The following is an 18855-nucleotide window of genomic DNA, read 5'->3' as shown; positions in this document are numbered from 1 at the left end:
TTTTTTCATGCCCGCTATAAAGTGTTATGGCGGCTGTGCGCGGGGCACCTTCGGGTGCGCCGGGGTCCTGGAGTCCGGTCTTCCACACCTGCGTACAGTCGCCACCCAATCATGTGGAAGTGATCGTGGCGACTCCTTTAACTCCAGGAGTAACACCATGAAAAAAGTCACACCCAATCCCCCGCCATCCACCTCGGATGACACCCCACAAACCCCACCCAACCTCATCTTCTCCGTCCGCCCCGGCCTCAGCACCGAAGTTGCCTTGAGCAATGCCAGCGAGATGCTGGAATCGGCGACCGTGTGCGCCTACGACTGTGCGGAGCACTTGGATGGCTCAAGCCGCAAGCAGGTACTGGCGGTGGTGCAGATGCTTGAGATTGCGCAGTTGTTGGTGGATCAAGCACTGAATCGCGAGTGCCCCGTAGCTTGATACCGCGGTGATCCCTGTGGGAGCTGGCTTGCCTGCGATGGCGGTGGGTCAGTTGGCAGATGTATGGCTGACACACTGCTATCGCAGGCAAGCCAGCTCCCACATTTGCTCCGTGTGCATCAAGGGATGTTTGCGTCGCGGGCACGCAGCCGTGGCGTGACGAAATCCAGGAAGGCGCGCACTTTCAGCGGCAGTGGCGCCTGCCCTTTGTGCACTAGGCTGATGGGCAATGCGGCCGACTCGAACGGCTGCAGCACCACCTGCAATTCACCCTTGTGCACCGCATCCGCGACTTGATAGGACAGCACCCGAATCACGCCAACATCCAATGTCGCCGCCGTGATTGCCGCTTCCGCCGTGTTCACCGACAGCCGCGACTGCACTGACACGCTCTGTTGCGCTTTCCCCGCCCCAAACAACCAGGCGCCCACCGAGGAAAGCACTTCAAAGGTGATGCAACTGTGGTCCGTCAGCGCCTGCGGCGTGGCCGGCTCGCCATGGGTTTGCAAATACCGGGGACTGGCGCACACCACCCGCCGCACCGTGCCGACCTGCACCGCCTTGAGCGCACTGTCGGGCAGGTCACCGATACGCACGGCCACGTCGCACTGCTCTTCCATCAGATGCACCACGCGGTCGGTGAGCATCAGGTTGATGCTGATCTCGGGGTACTGCGCCAGAAACTCCGCCACGACCGGCACGATGTGCAGGCGCCCGAACACGATGGGCGCGGTCACTACCAGCTCACCTTTGGGCACGGCGTACTCGCCGGTGGCCGCCCGCTCCGCTTCGCCAATCTCTTCAAGAATGCGCCGACACGCCGCCAGATAGGACGCGCCCACGTCGGTCAGCGACAGTTGCCGCGTGGTGCGGTGCAGCAGGCGGGATTTCAGGTGGGCTTCCAGCTCCGCGACTTTGCGGCTGACCGTGGCCAACGGCATGCCCAACTGGCGCGCCGCCGCCGACAGGCTGCCCGCCTCGACCACCGCAACAAACACCGACATCGACTCAAGACGGTTCATAACGCCCTATCAAATTCTGGAAGGATGATTCCCGATCCTAGGGGATTATCGACATAAACGCGACTGCGTAAGGTTGGCGACTCTTCCCCCTGCGACATGAGGTAAACGCCATGACATCCGAAAATTCCCCGCCGCGAGGCAAGAACATCATGATGGCGGTGATCGCCGGGGCGGTGGTCACCAATATCTATTGCACGCAGCCGGTGCTGCCGCTGATTGCCTCGGACCTGGACGTGGCCGTCTCGACGGTCAACTTGGTGGCGGGCGCGGCCTTGCTGGGGTTTGCCACCGGCTTGGCGCTGTTGCTGCCGATGGGCGACCGCTTTGACCGGCGCAAGCTGGTGCTGGGGCAGATCGCCCTGGCGTTGTGTTTTGCCTTGGCGGCAGCGTTTGCGCCGAGTATCTGGGCGTTGATCGGCGCCTCGTTTGGCTTGGGCATCGTGTGTTGCGTGCCGCAGCAACTGGTGCCGTTTGCGGCGGTGATGTCGCCGCCCCACGAGCGCGGGCGCAATGTGGGCACGGTGGTCAGCGGGATCATGCTGGGGATCTTGCTCGGGCGCACCATCAGCGGTGTGGTCGGTGAGGCGTATGGCTGGCGCGCGGTGTATGCACTGGAGGCGGCGTTCATGCTGCCGGTGTGGTTTATCGCGGCCAAACTGCTGCCGCCGGGCGTGCCGAGCAGCAACCTGTCCTATCCTCGCCTGCTGGCTTCGCTGTGGCCTTTGATGCGCGATAACAGCCCGATTCGGCAATCGATGATGGTGCAGGCATTGTTGTGGGCGTGCTTTAACGCGTTCTGGGTGAATCTGGCGGGGTTGCTGGCCAATGGGCCGTGGCAGTTGGGCAGTGCCTGGGCCGGTGGGTTTGGGATTATTGGCGCGGTGGGTGCGTTTGCAGCGTCGTATGGCGGCCGGGCGGCGGATAAGGTGGGTTGTCGCAAGGTGATTGGAGCCAGCGTGGGGATTGTGACCTTGGCATTTCTGCTGTTGGCTGGGGCGCAGACCTCGCTGATCTTGCTGGTGATTGGCGTGATCGTGTTGGATATCGGCGTGCAGGCGGGGTTGGTGGCGAACCAGACGCGGGCGTTTGCGGTGGACCCGAAGGCGCAGGGGCGCATCAATAGTTTGTATATGACCGCGACGTTTGTGGGTGGAGCGGTGGGGGCGACGGTGAGTGGGTGGTTGATGGCCAGGTTTGGGTGGGTGGGGATTGTGGAGTTTGGGGTTGTGCTGGGGGTGTTGGCTGGGGTGATTCATTGGCTCGGCGCGCCACGCCAAGCTCAAGAACTGGCGTAAATCTCAGGCCGAATGAAGATCGAAATGTGGGAGCGGGCTTGCCTGTTCCCACATTTGTCCTACAGAGGATGAGGGGTAATTCAAGACAATAAAAAGGCGACCCGAAGATCGCCTTTTTTATTGCGCATGTTGCTTGCTCGACGATAGAAGGTAAGCCTTGCACCTCGGCTACTTCCTACGGCTCTTCCGAGACAAATTTCATACAGCGTGCCCAGGGCTTTCCTTATGGAAATGTGCATTTGTAAATACGATACAACATGAAACAAATACTCGATGGCCGCACCCTCTTACAGACTATAAAAAGTTCAGCACGTTCTTCTACAAGAACGACTTTCATCCCTTAGCCGACAGCTTGATAGGGATCATGAACTTTATTGATAAGGAGCCGGTGATGCCATTGACGGCTGACGATGTAAAACAGCAACCCCGGTCCAAGCGGTGGTGGGCTCTAGCTATTTTGATGCTGCCGGTCTTACTGGTGACAGTGGATAACACCGTATTGGGTTTCGCCCTGCCAAAAATCGCTGAGGCCTTGCATCCCAGCGCGAGTCAGCAACTATGGATGATTGATGCCTATTCATTAGTGCTGGCCGGATTGCTGATTACCATGGGTAGTTTGGGTGACCGTAAAGGTCATCGAAAACTACTGCTCATCGGTTCACTGGGGTTTACCGTCGTTTCCGTAATGACGGCCTATTCCAGCACTGCCGCGCAACTGATCGCAGGGCGCGCCTGCATGGGGATCTTCGGGGCTATGCTGATGCCTTCAACATTGGCGCTGATTCGCTCACTCTTTAATGATCGAGAGGAACGGCGGCTAGCCGTGGCTATCTGGGCAACGACCTTGACAGTCGGTTCTGCGCTTGGGCCTTTAGTCGGCGGACTATTGCTGGAGTTCTTCAGATGGGGATCGATCTTTCTGCTGGCAATACCGGTGCTGGTGCCATTATTGATTCTCGGACCATTGCTGTTACCTGAGTCGGAGCCCGATGCGTCTGGGCCGATAGACGTGCTCAGTACTGTACAGTCCATGGTAGCCCTCAGCGCGCTGGTGTATAGCATCAAGCACATCGCCAGTGATGGGCCCGATGCATTGGCATTGGCGGCCTTCTGTATTGCTATCGTTGTTGGCTGGAAATTCGTGCACCGACAACTAAACCTACCGACGCCATTGATGGACCTGAGCCTGTTTCGCAACAAGACCTTCAGCGGGTCTGTGACCATCAACCTGATGAGCCTGGCATTTCTGATCGGCTTTGTATTTTTCTCCACTCAACTCCTGCAAATCGTCCTGCGCATGTCCCCCCTTAGCGCCAGCCTGGTATTAATACCGGGTCAGATCATGGCGATTGTCGTAGGTATCCTGATAGTCCCAGTCGCCCAGCGAGTTTCGGTCAATGTTCTAATTCCGGTCTTGCTGGCCTTTACGGCCGGGGCATTTTTCATGGTAGCCAGCTTCGGGAGTAGTCTGACGGTGTTGGTGCTGGCATTTGCGTTGCTGAACATCGGCGTCGGTGCCATCGCCACTGTATCTAACGATGTGATTCTATCGGCTGCCCCGCCCAATAAAGCCGGAGCTGCATCCGCCATCAGTGAGACAGCCTATGAAGTGGGCGTTGTACTTGGCACCACGCTGCTCGGTGGAATTGTCACCGCGTACTACCGCGGCACATTACAGCTACCGGACTTCCTGACATCGCTGCAAACACAGTTAGCCGGCGAAACATTGGCGGGAGCGTACGCGGTATCGGCGACATTGTCGGAGGATCAAGCCGATGAATTGATGCGCAGTGCGACACGCGCATTTGAAGGGGGGACTAGCTTGATGGCTTGGGCCACCTTCAGTTTGGCGGTGCTGGCAATCTTCGTCGCGAGCCGAACGCTGAAAACACCTCAAACGGCGTGCGCACATAGTAAAGGGTAGAAAAGTCTTTTTTTCTAACTGACTGCTATTGCAGGCAAACGGCTCTCACATTTAAGACCCATGTTTTGAAGGGATGTATTTCAAGGTTATGAAAAAGGCGACCCGATGGTCGCCTTTTGTCATTGCGCGTACTGCTTGCTCAACCCCGGCGGCACGCCGTGCACGTCGGTTTCTTCCCACGGGCCGTTCGGGCTGATCGAGCGGCTCCAGCCGTTGCTCCAGCGGTAGTAAGTGCGCTGGCGGTAGAAGGTGTCGGGCTGTTCTTCGAGCACATACACCTGCATTTTGCCGTCCCAGTGGCTGGCGGCGCCCGGTGGTGGGGCGAACGTAGGCGATGAGCTTGGCAGCGGTTTTGGCGGCGGGGTGACCGGGCCGGTAGGCTTGGTGCTCGGCTGGGTCGACGGGCCGGACGGCGGGATGGTCGGGCCGGTAGGTTGAGGGGGGCGGTGGACCGCACAAGCGCTGAGCCCCAATACCAGGCTGAGCAAGGTGATACGTGCAAATGCGGTCATAGGCGTTTCCTCGAAATTACTTGTCCGGACTGTCGATGGTCAGCTGCTGCAACGCAGTGGTGGAGCTGGCCAGCGGTTGGCTGCGGCCGATCCACTCGCCAGTGGTCGGCTGACCGGCCCGGGATATGCGCGCAACCAGTTGGACTTCGGGGAAGTTGGACAGTTTCAACTGCGGCATCATCGCGTCCGCATCGCCCAGTTCGACGGTGACAGGCAGTTCGGCGACGGTCACGCGCTTGGCCGCCAGCGGCGCAGGCGGGCCGGAGACGGCGCGGGCGAAGATGAACACGCTGTCGGTGGGCAAGGCTTTGGCTTTCACCTCGGCAGACAGGTCCACACGCACGTTCATCACGGTCTTTGGCGCCACGGTGCCGCCGTTTTCCTTGAGCTTTTCGGCCGCGCGGTCAATCCCGCCTTGCAGCGCGACCCGGGAATTGTCTTGCGCTGGCAGTTGCGCCAACAGGCGGTTCCAGTAATCGATGGCTTCCTGATAACGCTGGCCTTCGAAGGCGGCGATACCCAGCAGGCCGAGGCTGGTGACTTCCTTCGGGTCCAGCTTCAAGGCTTCATCGGTCAACGCCTGCACTTTGGGTGACCACTGTTTATTGTCGGCAAAGTACTGCGCCTGCGCCCATTGGCCGAGCAGTTCCGGCTGGCGGCCGGCCAGGGCCACGGTGCGTTCGAAGACTTTCGCAGCATCGGCCGAACGGTCCTGGGCCATGTAGGCGCGGCCGAGGAAGTACAAGCCTTCCGGCGAATCCGGTTGGGCGGCGGCGGCGCGCTCCAGGCGCTGGGTCATATCTTGCATGGACACGGGCGGCTGGGAGAATTCGCGGGTCAGTTCGACCTTGTCGCTGGCGCCGTAATGCAGGTACAGCGCAACACCCAGGACCGGCACGAGAAAAGCCGCCAGAAACGGCAGCGGTTTGCCGAGGCGCGATTCGCGGGGTTTTTCCACGCCTTCGGTATCGGCCAGCAGTTCGCGGGCAGCTTCGGCGCGGCCGGTGTCGAGTTGCGCGGCGTTGAGCACGCCTTCGTCCTGCTGCACTTGCAGCTCGGCCACGCGTTCTTGGTAAAGCGCCACGTTCAGCGCGGTGCGATCCTCTTCACGCTGGGCACGGCGGCCGCGCAACACAGGGATCAACAGGAAACTCAGGGCAATCAGAAGCAGCAACCCTGCTGCGAGCCAAAAATCAATCATCAGTCTTGGTGTCCAGCAATTGGTCGAGGCGTTTGCGCTCTTCAGGGGATAACGCGTCGGAGCCATCAGTAGGCGCGGCGCGGCGACGGCGGACGATCACGGCCATCACCACCACACCGGCCAGCAACAGCCCGGCAGGGCCGAACCAGAGCAGCGCGGTCTTGCCGGTGAGGGCCGGTTTGTAACGCACGAAATCACCGTAGCGGTCGACCATGAAGTCGATGATCTGCTGGTTGTCCTTGCCCTCCCCCAGCATGCGGAAGATCTCTTTGCGCAAGTCGGCGGCAATCGGCGCGTTGGAGTCGGCGATGTCCTGGTTCTGGCACTTGGGGCAGCGCAGTTCCTTGGTCAGTTCGCGAAAACGCTCGCGGTCACTGTCCTTGGCGAACTCGTAGGTGTCGATGGCCGCATGCGCGACGCCGACCAACCCGAGTGCGAGAACCGCAGCGGCTAACAGACGCTTCATGGCTTGGCCTCATCGACCAGCGCCTGGTACTTGGCGGCGAGTTGCTCGCGCCACACCACTTCGTCGATCACGCCGACGTACTTGTCGCGGATCACGCCCTTGGCATCGATGAAAAAGGTTTCCGGGGCGCCGTACACGCCAAGGTTCAAACCGAGGTTGCCGTCTTCGTCGCGGATATCCAGCTGGTACGGGTTATGGAATTCCGCCAGCCATTTCAAGGCCGCCGCATTGTCGTCCTTGTAGTTGATGCCGTAGATCACCACGCCCTTCTCGGCCAGTTTGTTCAGCACCGGGTGTTCGACGCGGCACGAGATGCACCAGGTGCCCCACACGTTGACCAGCGCCGGTTTGCCCAGCAGATCAGCCTGGGTCAGGGTTTTGTCGCCCTGCACCGTCGGCAGGCTGAAGGCCGGGAACTGTTTGCCGATCATCGCCGACGGCAGCTCGGCCGGGTCCAGATACAAGCCGCGATACAGAAACACCGCCACCACCAGAAAGGCCGCCAGTGGTAACACCATCAACCAACGCTTCATGCCGCCGCTCCTTGCAGGCCGAGAGCTTCACGCACGCGGCTTTTTACTTTGACCCGATAACGCCGGTCCAGCGCGGCCAGCAAACCACCGAAACCGGTGAGCAAACCGCCGAACCAAATCCAGCGCACGAACGGTTTCACATGCACCCGCACCGCCCAGGCACCGTCGCCCAGCGGTTCACCCAGCGCCACATAGAGGTCGCGGGTGAAACCAGCGTCGATACCGGCTTCGGTCATCATTGAACTCTGCACGGTGTACAGGCGTTTTTCCGGGTGCAGCACCGCCACTTCCTTGCCGTTGCGCACCACACGCACGGTGCCTTTGTCTGAGGTGAAGTTCGGGCCTTCGAAGTGCTTGGCGCCCTCGAAGATGAAGTGGTAACCGGCCAGGTCCATGGACTCGCCCGGCGCCAGGCGCAGGTCGCGCTCGGCGCTGTTCTGGCTGGACAGCACCACGCCGAGGGCGCACACGGCGATGCCGATATGCGCGACCTGCATGCCCCAGTAGCTGCGGGTCAGCGTCGGCAAGCCTTTGATCAGGCCTTTGTGGCGGGTTTTGTCGAAGATGTCGCGTACGCCGGCCAGCAACACCCAGGCGGCGAGCAGGAAGGTCGCGAGCACGGCCCAGTTGAAGTCGCCGTAGGCAACGCCTGCGATCACCGCCAAGGCCACACTGCCGAGCAGCACTGGCATCAACATGCCGGCCAGCCATTTCACCGGGGTGTCTTTCCAGCGCACCAGCACGCCGACGGCCATCACCACCATCAACAAACCCATCAGCGGGATAAACAACGCGTTGAAGTACGGCGGGCCGACCGACAGCTTGGCGCCGCTCAGCGCGTCCAGCACCAGCGGGTACAAGGTGCCGAGCAGGATCATCGACGCGGCCACCACCAGCACCAGGTTATTGCCCAGCAACAGGGTTTCCCGCGACCACAGGTTGAAGCCGACCTGGCTCTTGACCACCGGCGCACGCAGGGCGAACAGGGTGAGCGAGCCGCCGACCACAAACAGCAGGAAGATCAGGATGAACACGCCGCGCGCAGGGTCGGACGCGAACGCGTGTACCGACGTCAGCACACCCGAACGCACAAGGAAGGTGCCGAGCAGGCTGAGGGAAAACGCGGCAATCGCCAGCAGCACAGTCCAGCTTTTGAACACGCCGCGTTTTTCAGTCACGGCCAGCGAGTGAATCAGCGCGGTGCCGACCAGCCAGGGCATGAACGAGGCGTTTTCCACCGGGTCCCAGAACCACCAGCCGCCCCAGCCGAGTTCGTAGTAGGCCCACCACGAGCCCAAGGTGATGCCGATCCCGAGGAAGGCCCAGGCGACGATGGTCCATGGCCGCGACCAGCGCGCCCAGGCCGCATCGAGGCGACCGCCGAGCAAGGCAGCGATGGCGAAGGCGAAGGCCACCGAGAACCCCACGTAACCCATGTAGAGCATCGGCGGGTGCACGATCAGGCCGATGTCTTGCAGCAACGGGTTGAGGTCATGGCCGTCCACCGGGATCTGCGGCAGGATGCGGCTGAACGGGTTGGAGGTCATGATCAGGAACAACAGGAAGCCAATGCTGATCATGCCCATCACCGCCAGCACCCGCGCCAGCATGACTTGCGGCAGTTGGCGCGAGAACACCGACACAGCGAAGGTCCAGCCGCCGAGGATCAAGGCCCACAGCAGCAACGAACCTTCGTGGGCGCCCCACACGGCGCTGAACTTGTAGTACCACGGCAAGGCGCTGTTGGAGTTGTTGGCGACATAGGCGACGGAAAAGTCGTCGGTCATAAAGGCGTAGGTCAGGCAGCCAAACGCGAACAGCAGAAAGGCAAACTGGCCCCAGGCGGCCGGCTGGGCCAGGCTCATCCACAGGCGGTCACCGCGCCAGGCGCCGAGCAACGGCACCACGGCCTGGACGACGGCAAAGCACAGGGCGAGGATCATCGCCAACTGGCCCAGCTCCGGAATAAACAGTGCGGACGTCATGGCTTAGCCCTCCTTGGCAGGCTGTGTATTTGAGCCAGGGGCCGATTGGCCGCTGTCTTTGAGGGCCTTGGTGACCTCGGGCGGCATGTATTTCTCATCGTGCTTGGCCAGCACTTCGTCGGCGACCACTACGCCGTCCGCATTCAGCTTGCCCAGGGCGACGATGCCCTGGCCTTCGCGGAACAGGTCCGGGAGGATGCCGCGATAAGTGATGGTCACGGCCTTGTTGAAGTCGGTGACCACAAAGGTGACGTCCAGGGAATCACCGGAACGTTTCAGCGAGCCCTTCTCGACCATGCCGCCGGCGCGAATGCGCGTGTCCACCGGCGCTTCGCCATTTGCGATCTGGGTCGGGGTGTAGAACAGGTTGATGTTCTGCTGCAAGGCGCTCAGGGCCAGGGTCACCGCGATGCCGACGCCGGCCAGGATGGCCAGGATGATTAACAGACGCTTTCTACGCAGCGGATTCACTTGTCGGTCTCCCGGCGCAAACGACGCGCCTCTTGTTGCAGGTAACGCTTGCGGGCCAGGATCGGCGCGGCGACGTTGAGGGCCAGTACCGCCAGGCAGATGCCATAGGCGGTCCAGACATACAGGCCGTGATGGCCCATGGCGAGAAATTCGCTGAAAGAGTTAAAGCTCATCCACGCGCTCCCAGGCTGTTTTTCACTTCGGCCTTGACCCAGCTGGTGCGGGCTTCGCGTTTGAGCACTTCCAGACGCATGCGCATCAGCAGCACAGCGCCGAAGAAGCAGTAGAACCCCAGCACCATCAGCAGCAGCGGCGCCCACATTTCCACGGGCATGGCCGGTTTTTCGGTGAGGGTGAAGGTGGCGCCCTGGTGCAGGGTGTTCCACCACTCCACCGAGTATTTGATGATCGGGATGTTGATCACGCCGACGATGGCCAGCACCGCGCAGGCCTTGGCGGCGCTGTCGCGGTTGCTGATGGCGTTGCCCAGCGCAATCAGGCCGAAGTACAGGAACAGCAGGATCAGCATCGAGGTAAGACGCGCGTCCCACACCCACCACGAACCCCAGGTCGGTTTGCCCCAGATCGCCCCGGTGACCAGCGCCACGGCGGTCATCCACGCACCGATGGGCGCGGCGCATTGCAGGGCGACGTCGGCCAGTTTCATCTTCCACACCAGGCCGACGACGCCGCACACTGCCAGCATCACGTAGCAGGACTGCGCCAGCATCGCGGCGGGAACGTGGATATAGATGATGCGAAAGCTGTTGCCTTGCTGATAGTCCGGCGGCGCGAAGGCCAGGCCCCAGACCAGGCCGATGCCGATCAGCAACACGGCGGCGACACTCAACCACGGCAGCAGCCTGGCGCTGATGCCGTAAAACCATTTGGGCGAGCCGAGCTTGTGAAACCAGGTCCAGTTCATTGCTGTTTCCATCACGGTGGTTTCTCGTCTTGGCGAGAAACTCAGGGTCTTTACTGGTTAATAACGCTTAACCAGACCTCATTATTCGCCGACGCTGATCTTCAGGCCAGCCGCTATAGCAAAGGGTGTCAGGGTTACCGCCAGGGCGGTCAGGCTGCCAAGCCACAGGAGGTAACCGGTCGCCGGCATGCCCATAAGCGCGGCCTGCAAGGCGCCGCTGCCGAGGATCAACACCGGGATATACAAAGGCAGAATCAGCAGGGCCAGTAACAGGCCACCGCGCTTTAAACCGACGGTCAACGCTGCGCCCACCGCCCCCAACAGGCTGAGCACCGGCGTACCGAGTAACAAGGACAGAAGCAATACCGGCAGGCACTCGACGGGCAAGCCCAGCATCATCGCCAACAGCGGCGAGAGCAAGACTAGCGCCAAGCCGGAAAAAACCCAGTGTGCCAGCACCTTGGCCAGTACCAGAAGTGGCAAAGGGTGCGACGAAAGGACCCACTGTTCAAGGGAACCGTCTTCGAAATCACTGCGAAACAGCCCGTCCAGCGAGAGCAGCACCGATAAAAGCGCTGCTACCCACACCAGTCCTGGGGACAAGGTTTGCAACAGTTTAGTCTCGGGGCCGACCGCCAGCGGGAACAGGGCGATGACAATGGCGAAGAACACCAGCGGGTTGGCCAATTCAGCCGGGCGGCGGCACAACAGCCGCGCTTCGCGGGCGACCAGCAGGGCGAACACACTCATACCGACCACCGGCCCAGGTCGAGGTCGCGGTAACCGGCGGGCATGCGCGTCAGTGTGTGGTGCGTGGTGAGCACGATCAGCCCGCCCTGCTCGCAGTGTTGGGCCAGGTGCTCTTCGAGCTGGGCAACGCCTTGTTTGTCGAGGGCGGTGAACGGCTCGTCGAGAATCCACAGCGGCGGCCCAGGCAAATACAAACGCGCCAGGGCCACGCGGCGCTGTTGGCCGGCCGACAGGGTGTGGCACGGCACGTCTTCGAAACCCTTGAGGCCGACAGCGGCCAGGGCCTGCCAGATGGCGTCGCGGGAAGCCGGGTGATGCAGGGCGCTGAGCCAACTGAGGTTTTCTTCCGGCGTGAGCACATCCTTGATGCCGGCAGCGTGGCCGATCCAGGTCAGGTTGCGGGCCAGCTCGCTGCGTTGCTCGGTCAGGGGTTTGCCGTTGAGTTGCACCTCACCGGCCGTCGGCTGCATCAACCCGGCCAGCAGGCGCAGCAGGCTGGTCTTGCCGCTGCCGTTGGGGCCGCTGACCTGCACCATGTCGCCGCCCGTCAGCCGCAGGTCGAGGTGCTCGAACAGCAGGCGCAGGTCGCGTTCACAGGAGAGCGCTACGGCTTCAAGAAGAGGGCTGGTCAAAAGATCGCGGGCCTTTACGGTTCAAGTCGGCGGTGCAGCAGCCGTTATAGAGAAAAGCACAATAACGGCTTTGGCGACCGATTTTAGAGAGCTGGATCAAATAGTTGTGAGGTTTTTACCGCTCTCTTTGCAGACGGGCGGCATTATACATGTGATGCCCTACTCTAAAGAGGGCAATTTCCCCAGAGACGACGCGCACGATGACCGGTGAGATCAACCTTCCCACGCTGCCGCCTGCCGCCCCGGCGCCCAGCCCTGCCCCGCTGCCGCCGACCGGTGAGCTGCTCAAGCTGCTGGAGCCGCAGACCGGCCTGATCGACCCTGGGAAAACCGTCAATGCCGAGGTGATCGCGCTTAAACAAGGCGGCGATGCGTTTCAGTTGTTGCTCAAGTTGACCCTCGAAGGCGGCCGCCAGACCTTGGTGCAAGCCAGCAGCGCCCAGCCGTTGCCGCTGGGCAGCAACGTGGCGGTGAGCCAGACGCCCACCGGCAACCTGACCATTTCCTTGCAGCAAGCCTTGAGCGCCAACGTGGCTGCCCTCACCCGCATCGATACCACGCAAATGCCGGTGGGCACGCTGTTGCAAGCCAAGGTGCTGACCACGCAGATGCTGCCGCAAGGCACCACGCAACCGGCCATTTATCGCTCGCTGGTGACCGTGCTGAATAACGCCCTTGCCGGCACCACGCTGACGCTGGAAAGCCCACAGCCGCTGCGGGTCGGCAGCTTGCTCAGCGCAGTGGTGCAGAACGCGCAGACACTGAATTTCGTGCCATTGAGCGGCCTCAAGGATCAATTGGCGGTCGCGCAACAGCTCTCCACCCAGCAAAGTCGCCAAGGCTCGTTGGACGTGGTCTTCACCGCCGCGCAAAACCTGCCGACGGACGACAGCACTTCCACCGACCTGCGTGCCGCTGCCGCGCGTTTGCTGGCGGCGCTGCCCGACCTGGCACAAGTCAGCAACCCCAAGGTGTTGGCGCAACTGGTTCAGAACAGCGGCGCGTTCCTTGAAGCCAAGCTACTCGCCGGGCAAAACCCGCAAATACCGCCGCTGGACATGAAAGGCGCGCTGCTGCGGCTGGTCGCAGACTTGCTGCCGGCCCTGCCCAGCGCCACCAACCTCAACGCGATTCTCGCTGCCAACACCCTCGCCCAGGTGCTGCCGAATTTTGTGCGCAGCCCGTTGAACACACTGGGCCAGGTCAGCGCCCGCCAGACACCCGCCGGCTTCCCGTTGCCCGAGCGGCTGATGGCGAAACTGGAAGGCGAAGGCGACCTGGAAAACCTGCTACGCCTGGCTGCCGGGGCGATTTCGCGCCTGCAGAGCCACCAGCTGTCGAGCCTGGAGCAAACCGGCACCACCGCCGACGGCCGCCTGCAAACCACCTGGCAGCTGGAAATCCCCATGCGCACCTTGCAGGACATTGTGCCGTTGCAGGTCAAGTTCCAGCGCGAAGAGCCGGCGCCGGACAAGGACCAGCCGGAGCGCAAAGACAAGAAAGACCCGAAACAGATGCTCTGGCGCGTCGAGCTGGCGTTCGACATGGAGCCGCTGGGGCCGCTGCAGGTTCAGGCGCAACTGACACAGGGCAAACTGTCCAGCCAGCTGTGGGCGACCCGGCCCTATACCGCGAGTTTGATCGAAAGCCATTTGGGCAGCTTGCGCGAGCGCCTGGTGACCTCGGGCCTCAACGTTGGCGACCTCGATTGCCACCTCGGCACGCCGCCTCGCGGGCCGAGAACCGGACTGGAACAACGCTGGGTGGATGAAACCGCATGAAAAACCCGTCTCCACCGCGCCAGGCGATTGCGCTCAAGTATGACGGCCAGCAAGCCCCGACCTTGACGGCCAAGGGCGACGACGCCCTGGCTGAAGCCATTTTGAAGTTGGCGCGGGAAAATGAAGTGCCGATCTATGAGAACGCCGAGCTGGTGAAGCTGCTGGCGCGCATGGAACTGGGCGACAGCATCCCCGAAGAGTTGTACCGCACGGTGGCGGAGATTATTGCGTTTGCGTGGACGCTGAAGGGCAAGTTTCCGGTGGGCTACGACCCGAATGCCGAGCCGGTGGAGCGCGATGTGACTGAGCGTGGGGATGATTACTGAGCATCTCAGACATTCACGCATACACATGTGGGAGCTGGCTTGCCTGCGATAGCGGTGTGTCAGCTTGCTTATCTGGAACAGGTAGACCGCTATCGCAGGCAAGCCAGCTCCCACAGTGGTTCTCTATGGTCAGTCCAGGACTTCACTCAGGGGAATGAAATTGACCCGATCCCCAATAGCCAACGTCGTCCCTTCCAGCACCTCCACAAACCCTTCCGCCCACGCCGCGCTGCGCAGCACGCCGGAGCTTTGGTTGCGGTAGATGATCGCCTTGCCCTGCTCGATACGCCCGCGCAGGTATTCGCGACGGTTGCCCGGCTTGGGCCAGGTGAACCCCACCGGCACTTCAAAACGCAGCGGCTCAACCTCTTGCACCCCTTGGCGGCGCAGCAGATAGGGCCGCGCCAACAACGCAAAGGTCACCAGGGTCGAGGCCGGGTTGCCGGGCAGGCCGATCACCGGCACGCCGCGGAAATGGCCGAAGGTCAGCGGTTTGCCGGGTTTGATCGCCAGCTTCCACAGGGCCAGCTCGCCCTCTTCACGCAGGGCGATGCCGAGGAAGTCCGCTTCGCCCACCGACACACCGCCGGTCGACAGAATCAGGTCGACATTGCCCAGGTCTGCCAGGCGTTTGCGAGTTTTTTCCAGGTCATCCGGCAGGATCCCGGCATCAATCACTTCACAACCCATGCGCGCCAGCCAGCTGCACAGCACGCGGCGGTTGCTGTTGTAGATCTGTCCCGGGCCCAGCGGCAAACCCGGTTCGATCAACTCGTCGCCGGTGGACAGCACGGCCACGCGCACGCGGCGAACCACGCTCAGGCGGTCGTGGCCGAGGGACGCGGCCAGGCCCAGTTCGATTGGGCCAAGGCGCGTGCCGGCGTTCAACACCCGCTCGCCAACGGTGGTTTCCTGGCCTTGTGGGCGGATGTTCTGGTGCGCCTGCAACGGCTCGGTAAAGCTCACGCGTTCGTCGGCGTGGACCACGGCGTTTTCCTGCATCTCTACGCAATCCGCGCCTTCGGGCACTGGTGCGCCGGTGAAGATGCGCGCACAGGTGCCAGCCGCCAACGGCTGCGGCGCCTGACCGGCGAAGATCCGTTGGCTGACTTGCAAGGGCTCGCCTGTCCAGTCCGCAAGTCGCAGGGCGTAACCGTCCATGGCGCTGTTCGGCCACGGCGGCAGGTCAAGGGTGGAGATCAGGTCTTGCGCCAATACGCGGCCATCGCAGTCAGCCAGCGGCAGCACGTGGGGCTCACGGATCGGCGCCGCTTCGGCCATGTCCAGCAGTTGGCGCAGCGCGTCTTCCACCGGCATCAGCGCGCCGGTTTTGCCGGGCTTATCCACGGGTTTCGCAGGGTTCAGCCTGCTTCAAGTGGGGCACGAAGTTGCACGGGCGGTGGCGGTTATCCAGTTGCTCGGCGAGGATGCCGTCCCAGCCGGTGCGCACCGCGTTGGTCGAGCCCGGCAGGCAGCACACCAGCGTGCCATTGGCCAAGCCGGCGAGCGCGCGCGATTGCACGGTGGAGGTGCCGATGTCGGCCACGGAGATCTGGCGGAACAGTTCGCCAAAACCATCGACGTGCTTGTCGAGCAGGCAGCTCACCGCTTCGGGCGTGCTGTCGCGGCCGGTGAAGCCGGTGCCGCCAGTGATCAGCACCACTTGCACCACGTCTTCGGCGATCCAGTGCGCAACTTTCGCGCGAATTTTGTAGAGGTCGTCCTTGAGCAGCACGCGCTCGGCCAGGTTGTGGCCGGCGGCGCTCAGGCGGTCGACAAAGACCTGGCCCGAGGTGTCGGTGTCCAGGGTGCGGGTGTCGCTGACGGTCAGCACAGCAATATTCAGGGGTACGAAGGGCGCATCAGCCTTGGCTTTCATGGCTCGGTCCGGTTGTCGAAGGAACAGCCCGATGTTATATCACAGGGCCCTATTTGCCTGCCGCTGCGGAACCGCCATGTCTCTCGATTCTTCGCCCCTGCCCTGTTCGATTCTGTTGCTGGCCGGTGGCCGTGGCCAACGCATGGGCGGCCAGGACAAAGGCCTGCTGCCCTGGCGCGGCCAGCCATTGATTGCGCACTTGCAGGGCCTGGCCCGGCCGCTGACGGATGACCTGATCATCTCCTGCAACCGCAACCACAACCTCTATGCGCCTTATGCCGACCAGTTGGTGAGTGACGACAGCCCGGACTTCCCCGGCCCGCTGGCCGGCATCCGCGCCGGGATGGCCGCCGCGCGTCATGCGCATCTGCTGATACTGCCGTGTGACGTGCCCAACATTGATGTGAGACTGCTGACCGACCTGCGTGAGACTGCGCGCCACCATCCCAAGCTGCCGGTGATGGTGCGCCATGGCGAGTTCTGGGAACCATTGATCTGCATCATCCCCACCCACCTGCAAACCGAGGTAGAACGGGCCTGGGACGCCGGTGAACGCAGCCCGCGCAAGATCCTCCTGCAACTGGGTGGCGTGGGCCTGGAATGCGCCGCGAATGACCCACGCCTGGCCAACCTGAATACACCTGAGCTGTTGCACCCAGGCTCCGGCGTGTCAGAATGAACCTCGCACAAGGAACTTTGTCGACGCCGCGCGCGTCACACGGTCAGCAATTTAAAAGAATTCTCTCGGAGACAAACTCATGACTCAACGGACCATCGCCGCTCTCATGCTTGCACTGGGCCTCGCTACTCTCGCCGGTTGCGCCTCGCCTACAGTGATCACCCTGAATGACGGTCGCGAAATCCAGGCCGTCGACACCCCTAAATACGACAAGGCTTCGGGCTTCTATGAGTTCGAACAACTTGACGGTAAGCAGACCCGCATCAACAAAGACCAGGTTCGCACCGTTAAAGACCTGTAAGTCTTAAGCGTTTGCCCCAAGGCCCGCCTCGCGCGGGCCTTGTCGTTTCCGGGGGTTACCAGCCGAGGGTGATTTGGCTGCGAAAGTCGCGTTGCTCGCCGGTGACCGGGTCGATAAACCGCACGCCTTGGGCCAGTAGCTTAAGTGGCTTGGCGTAGTCGTCTTCGGCGTCTTTGAGCACCTCGGGGTAGAACGGGTCATTGCAGATACTCGCCCCCAGCGCTGTCATGTGCACACGCAGCTGGTGCTTCTTGCCGGTCACGGGGAACAGGCCGTAGCGCCACAACTCGCCATTTTTTTCGCGCACCTCCACGGCAGTTTCAGTGTTACTGGCACCCGGCCCTTCCTGCATGCGGAAGAACGGCTCGCCCTCCACCAGGCGGCTTTTGTGCACCAACGGGAACGTCAGGTTCGGCAAAGCGGGGGCGATGGCTTCGTAGAATTTGTCGATGCGCCGCGTGGGAAACAGCTGTTGATACGCCGAACGGCTCTGCGGGTTGGCCGAGAACAACACCAGCCCCGCGGTGTGCCGGTCGATGCGGTGCAAAGGCACCAGCGAGGGGTTATCCAGGCGACGGATCAGACGGCGCAGCAGGGTTTGCTCGACGTACTCACCGGCGGGCGTCACCGGCAGGAAGTGCGGCTTGTCGGCCACTACCAGGTGTTCGTCGGCGTACAGGATGGTTTCCTGCACCGGGATCACTTTTTCATTCGGCACTTCGCGAAAGTAATAAATGCACAGGCCCTCTTTATAGGCCAGGTCCAGGCGGATGGGCGTGCCGTTGATGTCCAGCACGCGGCCGCGGGCGATGCGGTCCAGCCAGTGCTCACGGCTGATCGCCGGAAAGTGCTCGCACAGGCAATCCAGCACCGTGGCCCAAGGGCCGGGTGGCAAATACAGCGTGCTGGCTTGATGTTGCGAGGCGCAAAAACCGGTTGTGGACATGGACATGCTCGAAGCCTGGAAAAAACAGGCAGGCATTATCCCGCATGCAACGGGATTGAGCCTAGGGCATCTCTCAAGCCTTGGCCAATTGCGCGCGCAGGATCGGCGAGTCACTGGCGGCCTCGGTGAATTCCTTGAGCCAACGCAGCACGTCTACGGCTTCCCAACGGCCAGGGTCGTAAAGCGCGTACATCAAGCCCTGATAACCCACCACATCCAACTGCTTGTGATAACCGGCGCGCTGGAACAACGCTTCGATCTCGGCAAAGCAGGTATTGAAATGCACTTTGTTAAACGGCGTCTTGCCTTCCGTGACCAGGCCGTCGAGGCGCAGCTCGTTTACCGCGTCGCGCACGACGTCGGCGGACATGCGATTGACGCTGCTTTTCAGTTGTTCAACATTCACCACGGGCGTTCCCTCTATTCAATCGCTGTACAAGCATACAGTATCGTAATATTTGGAAACCCGCCATCGGAGAAGGCTTAAGAAAGGAAGGCAACAATCTGTTCAGTGTCGAATGGCCAGTCCAGTTCCGCCCCGGTGTCCACCCGGCGAAGCACCGGAATCCGCAGGCCGTAGGCTTCTGTCAGGTCGTCGGGGTCGGTGATGTCCACCAGCTCCACCAGCAAACCGTGTTCGACCAACGGCATGATTTCGACCTCGGCGATCTCACAAAGATGGCAACCCAGGGTGCCGAACAACTGGCATTCAGGAAGCATGGCGATGGGCTCGATCAGAAAGTAGACGGTCATTGTATGCCCGCCAGAATAAGCCCGACTACTCACAAAACACC

23 protein-coding genes are annotated in these 18855 nt (G+C 61.8%); 7 read left to right on the top strand and 16 right to left on the bottom strand.

Annotated features, from left to right (window positions below; genetic code table 11):
* Positions 1-157: 157 nt before the first annotated feature.
* Positions 158-433 carry a DUF6124 family protein gene (locus tag L8I05_RS11965; RefSeq protein WP_242169114.1) on the top strand — a complete coding sequence of 92 codons (276 nt, stop codon included), beginning with the start codon at positions 158-160 and terminating at the stop codon, positions 431-433.
* A 119-nt stretch (positions 434-552) separates the two neighbouring features.
* Here L8I05_RS11965 and L8I05_RS11960 read toward each other — a convergent pair whose 3' ends face one another.
* On the bottom strand, positions 553-1455 hold the full coding sequence (locus tag L8I05_RS11960) for a LysR family transcriptional regulator (RefSeq protein ID WP_242169112.1): 903 nt from the start codon (positions 1453-1455) through the stop codon (positions 553-555).
* Positions 1456-1565: 110 nt separating this feature from the next.
* On the opposite strand from L8I05_RS11960, the gene L8I05_RS11955 reads away from it, so the two are divergent.
* Both L8I05_RS11955 and L8I05_RS11950 read left to right on the top strand, forming a co-directional pair.
* Positions 1566-2750, top strand: a complete 1185-nt coding sequence (locus L8I05_RS11955) for an MFS transporter (RefSeq protein WP_242169110.1) — start codon at positions 1566-1568, stop codon at positions 2748-2750.
* A gap of 364 nt (positions 2751-3114) precedes the next feature.
* The gene (locus L8I05_RS11950; RefSeq protein WP_242169108.1) at positions 3115-4674 is read left to right on the top strand and encodes an MFS transporter; all 1560 of its coding nucleotides are present in this window, start codon (positions 3115-3117) and stop codon (positions 4672-4674) included.
* A gap of 119 nt (positions 4675-4793) precedes the next feature.
* Here L8I05_RS11950 and L8I05_RS11945 read toward each other — a convergent pair whose 3' ends face one another.
* The 10 genes from L8I05_RS11945 to ccmA form a co-directional block, all read right to left on the bottom strand.
* Positions 4794-5186 (bottom strand): hypothetical protein, encoded by a 393-nt coding sequence (locus L8I05_RS11945; protein ID WP_242169106.1) that lies wholly within the window; start codon positions 5184-5186, stop codon positions 4794-4796.
* Positions 5187-5202: 16 nt separating this feature from the next.
* Positions 5203-6387, bottom strand: a complete 1185-nt coding sequence (ccmI, locus tag L8I05_RS11940; RefSeq protein WP_242169104.1) for a c-type cytochrome biogenesis protein CcmI — start codon at positions 6385-6387, stop codon at positions 5203-5205.
* The gene (locus tag L8I05_RS11935; protein ID WP_159955055.1) at positions 6380-6853 is read right to left on the bottom strand and encodes a cytochrome c-type biogenesis protein; all 474 of its coding nucleotides are present in this window, start codon (positions 6851-6853) and stop codon (positions 6380-6382) included. The genes ccmI and L8I05_RS11935 overlap by 8 nt, the downstream gene beginning before the upstream one ends.
* On the bottom strand, positions 6850-7386 hold the full coding sequence (locus tag L8I05_RS11930; RefSeq protein ID WP_016972113.1) for a DsbE family thiol:disulfide interchange protein: 537 nt from the start codon (positions 7384-7386) through the stop codon (positions 6850-6852). The genes L8I05_RS11935 and L8I05_RS11930 overlap by 4 nt, the downstream gene beginning before the upstream one ends.
* Positions 7383-9371: a heme lyase CcmF/NrfE family subunit gene (locus L8I05_RS11925; RefSeq protein WP_242169102.1), complete on the bottom strand. Its 1989-nt coding sequence runs from the start codon at positions 9369-9371 to the stop codon at positions 7383-7385. Before L8I05_RS11925 ends, L8I05_RS11930 begins: the two co-directional genes overlap by 4 nt.
* 3 nt (positions 9372-9374) lie before the next feature.
* Positions 9375-9842, bottom strand: coding sequence for a cytochrome c maturation protein CcmE (gene ccmE, locus L8I05_RS11920; protein WP_242169100.1), 468 nt, complete (start codon positions 9840-9842; stop codon positions 9375-9377).
* Positions 9839-10015, bottom strand: a complete 177-nt coding sequence (gene ccmD / locus L8I05_RS11915) for a heme exporter protein CcmD (RefSeq protein WP_159955052.1) — start codon at positions 10013-10015, stop codon at positions 9839-9841. Before ccmD ends, ccmE begins: the two co-directional genes overlap by 4 nt.
* The gene (locus L8I05_RS11910) at positions 10012-10767 is read right to left on the bottom strand and encodes a heme ABC transporter permease (RefSeq protein WP_242169098.1); all 756 of its coding nucleotides are present in this window, start codon (positions 10765-10767) and stop codon (positions 10012-10014) included. The genes ccmD and L8I05_RS11910 overlap by 4 nt, the downstream gene beginning before the upstream one ends.
* Before the next feature lie 81 nt (positions 10768-10848).
* A complete protein-coding gene (gene ccmB, locus L8I05_RS11905) occupies positions 10849-11517 on the bottom strand; it encodes a heme exporter protein CcmB (RefSeq protein ID WP_014717701.1) in 669 nt (222 codons plus the stop codon).
* Positions 11514-12149, bottom strand: coding sequence for a cytochrome c biogenesis heme-transporting ATPase CcmA (gene ccmA / locus L8I05_RS11900; protein ID WP_242169097.1), 636 nt, complete (start codon positions 12147-12149; stop codon positions 11514-11516). The genes ccmB and ccmA overlap by 4 nt, the downstream gene beginning before the upstream one ends.
* Positions 12150-12349: 200 nt before the next feature.
* Between ccmA and L8I05_RS11895 the strand changes: the two genes are divergently transcribed.
* Both L8I05_RS11895 and L8I05_RS11890 read left to right on the top strand, forming a co-directional pair.
* Positions 12350-13930, top strand: coding sequence for a flagellar hook-length control protein FliK (locus L8I05_RS11895; RefSeq protein ID WP_159955049.1), 1581 nt, complete (start codon positions 12350-12352; stop codon positions 13928-13930).
* The gene (locus L8I05_RS11890; RefSeq protein WP_177015982.1) at positions 13927-14256 is read left to right on the top strand and encodes an EscU/YscU/HrcU family type III secretion system export apparatus switch protein; all 330 of its coding nucleotides are present in this window, start codon (positions 13927-13929) and stop codon (positions 14254-14256) included. The genes L8I05_RS11895 and L8I05_RS11890 overlap by 4 nt, the downstream gene beginning before the upstream one ends.
* Positions 14257-14385: 129 nt before the next feature.
* Here L8I05_RS11890 and glp read toward each other — a convergent pair whose 3' ends face one another.
* Together glp and moaB are read right to left on the bottom strand one after the other, a co-directional pair.
* On the bottom strand, positions 14386-15573 hold the full coding sequence (gene glp / locus L8I05_RS11885; protein ID WP_242169363.1) for a gephyrin-like molybdotransferase Glp: 1188 nt from the start codon (positions 15571-15573) through the stop codon (positions 14386-14388).
* A 22-nt stretch (positions 15574-15595) separates the two neighbouring features.
* Positions 15596-16135, bottom strand: a complete 540-nt coding sequence (gene moaB, locus L8I05_RS11880) for a molybdenum cofactor biosynthesis protein B (RefSeq protein ID WP_159955047.1) — start codon at positions 16133-16135, stop codon at positions 15596-15598.
* A gap of 76 nt (positions 16136-16211) precedes the next feature.
* Between moaB and mobA the strand changes: the two genes are divergently transcribed.
* Together mobA and L8I05_RS11870 are read left to right on the top strand one after the other, a co-directional pair.
* Entirely contained in the window at positions 16212-16814 is a 603-nt protein-coding gene (gene mobA / locus L8I05_RS11875) for a molybdenum cofactor guanylyltransferase MobA (RefSeq protein ID WP_242169095.1), read from the top strand.
* A gap of 79 nt (positions 16815-16893) precedes the next feature.
* Complete coding sequence (locus tag L8I05_RS11870; RefSeq protein WP_017136187.1) at positions 16894-17115, top strand: YgdI/YgdR family lipoprotein; 222 nt, start codon at positions 16894-16896, stop codon at positions 17113-17115.
* Positions 17116-17170: 55 nt separating this feature from the next.
* On the opposite strand, the gene L8I05_RS11865 is transcribed toward L8I05_RS11870, so the two are convergent.
* The 3 genes from L8I05_RS11865 to L8I05_RS11855 form a co-directional block, all read right to left on the bottom strand.
* The gene (locus tag L8I05_RS11865; protein WP_242169361.1) at positions 17171-18061 is read right to left on the bottom strand and encodes a pseudouridine synthase; all 891 of its coding nucleotides are present in this window, start codon (positions 18059-18061) and stop codon (positions 17171-17173) included.
* A 73-nt stretch (positions 18062-18134) separates the two neighbouring features.
* Positions 18135-18470, bottom strand: a complete 336-nt coding sequence (locus L8I05_RS11860; RefSeq protein ID WP_242169093.1) for a transcriptional regulator — start codon at positions 18468-18470, stop codon at positions 18135-18137.
* A gap of 74 nt (positions 18471-18544) precedes the next feature.
* Positions 18545-18781, bottom strand: coding sequence for a glutaredoxin family protein (locus L8I05_RS11855; RefSeq protein ID WP_159955044.1), 237 nt, complete (start codon positions 18779-18781; stop codon positions 18545-18547).
* Between the last annotated feature and the right edge of the window lie 74 nt (positions 18782-18855).

It is taken from the genome of Pseudomonas sp. MONT-RG-20F-20-E-7-02, assembly GCF_022662395.1.
Classification (GTDB): domain Bacteria; phylum Pseudomonadota; class Gammaproteobacteria; order Pseudomonadales; family Pseudomonadaceae; genus Aquipseudomonas.
This window is presented reverse-complemented; position numbering and strand designations above follow the sequence as displayed.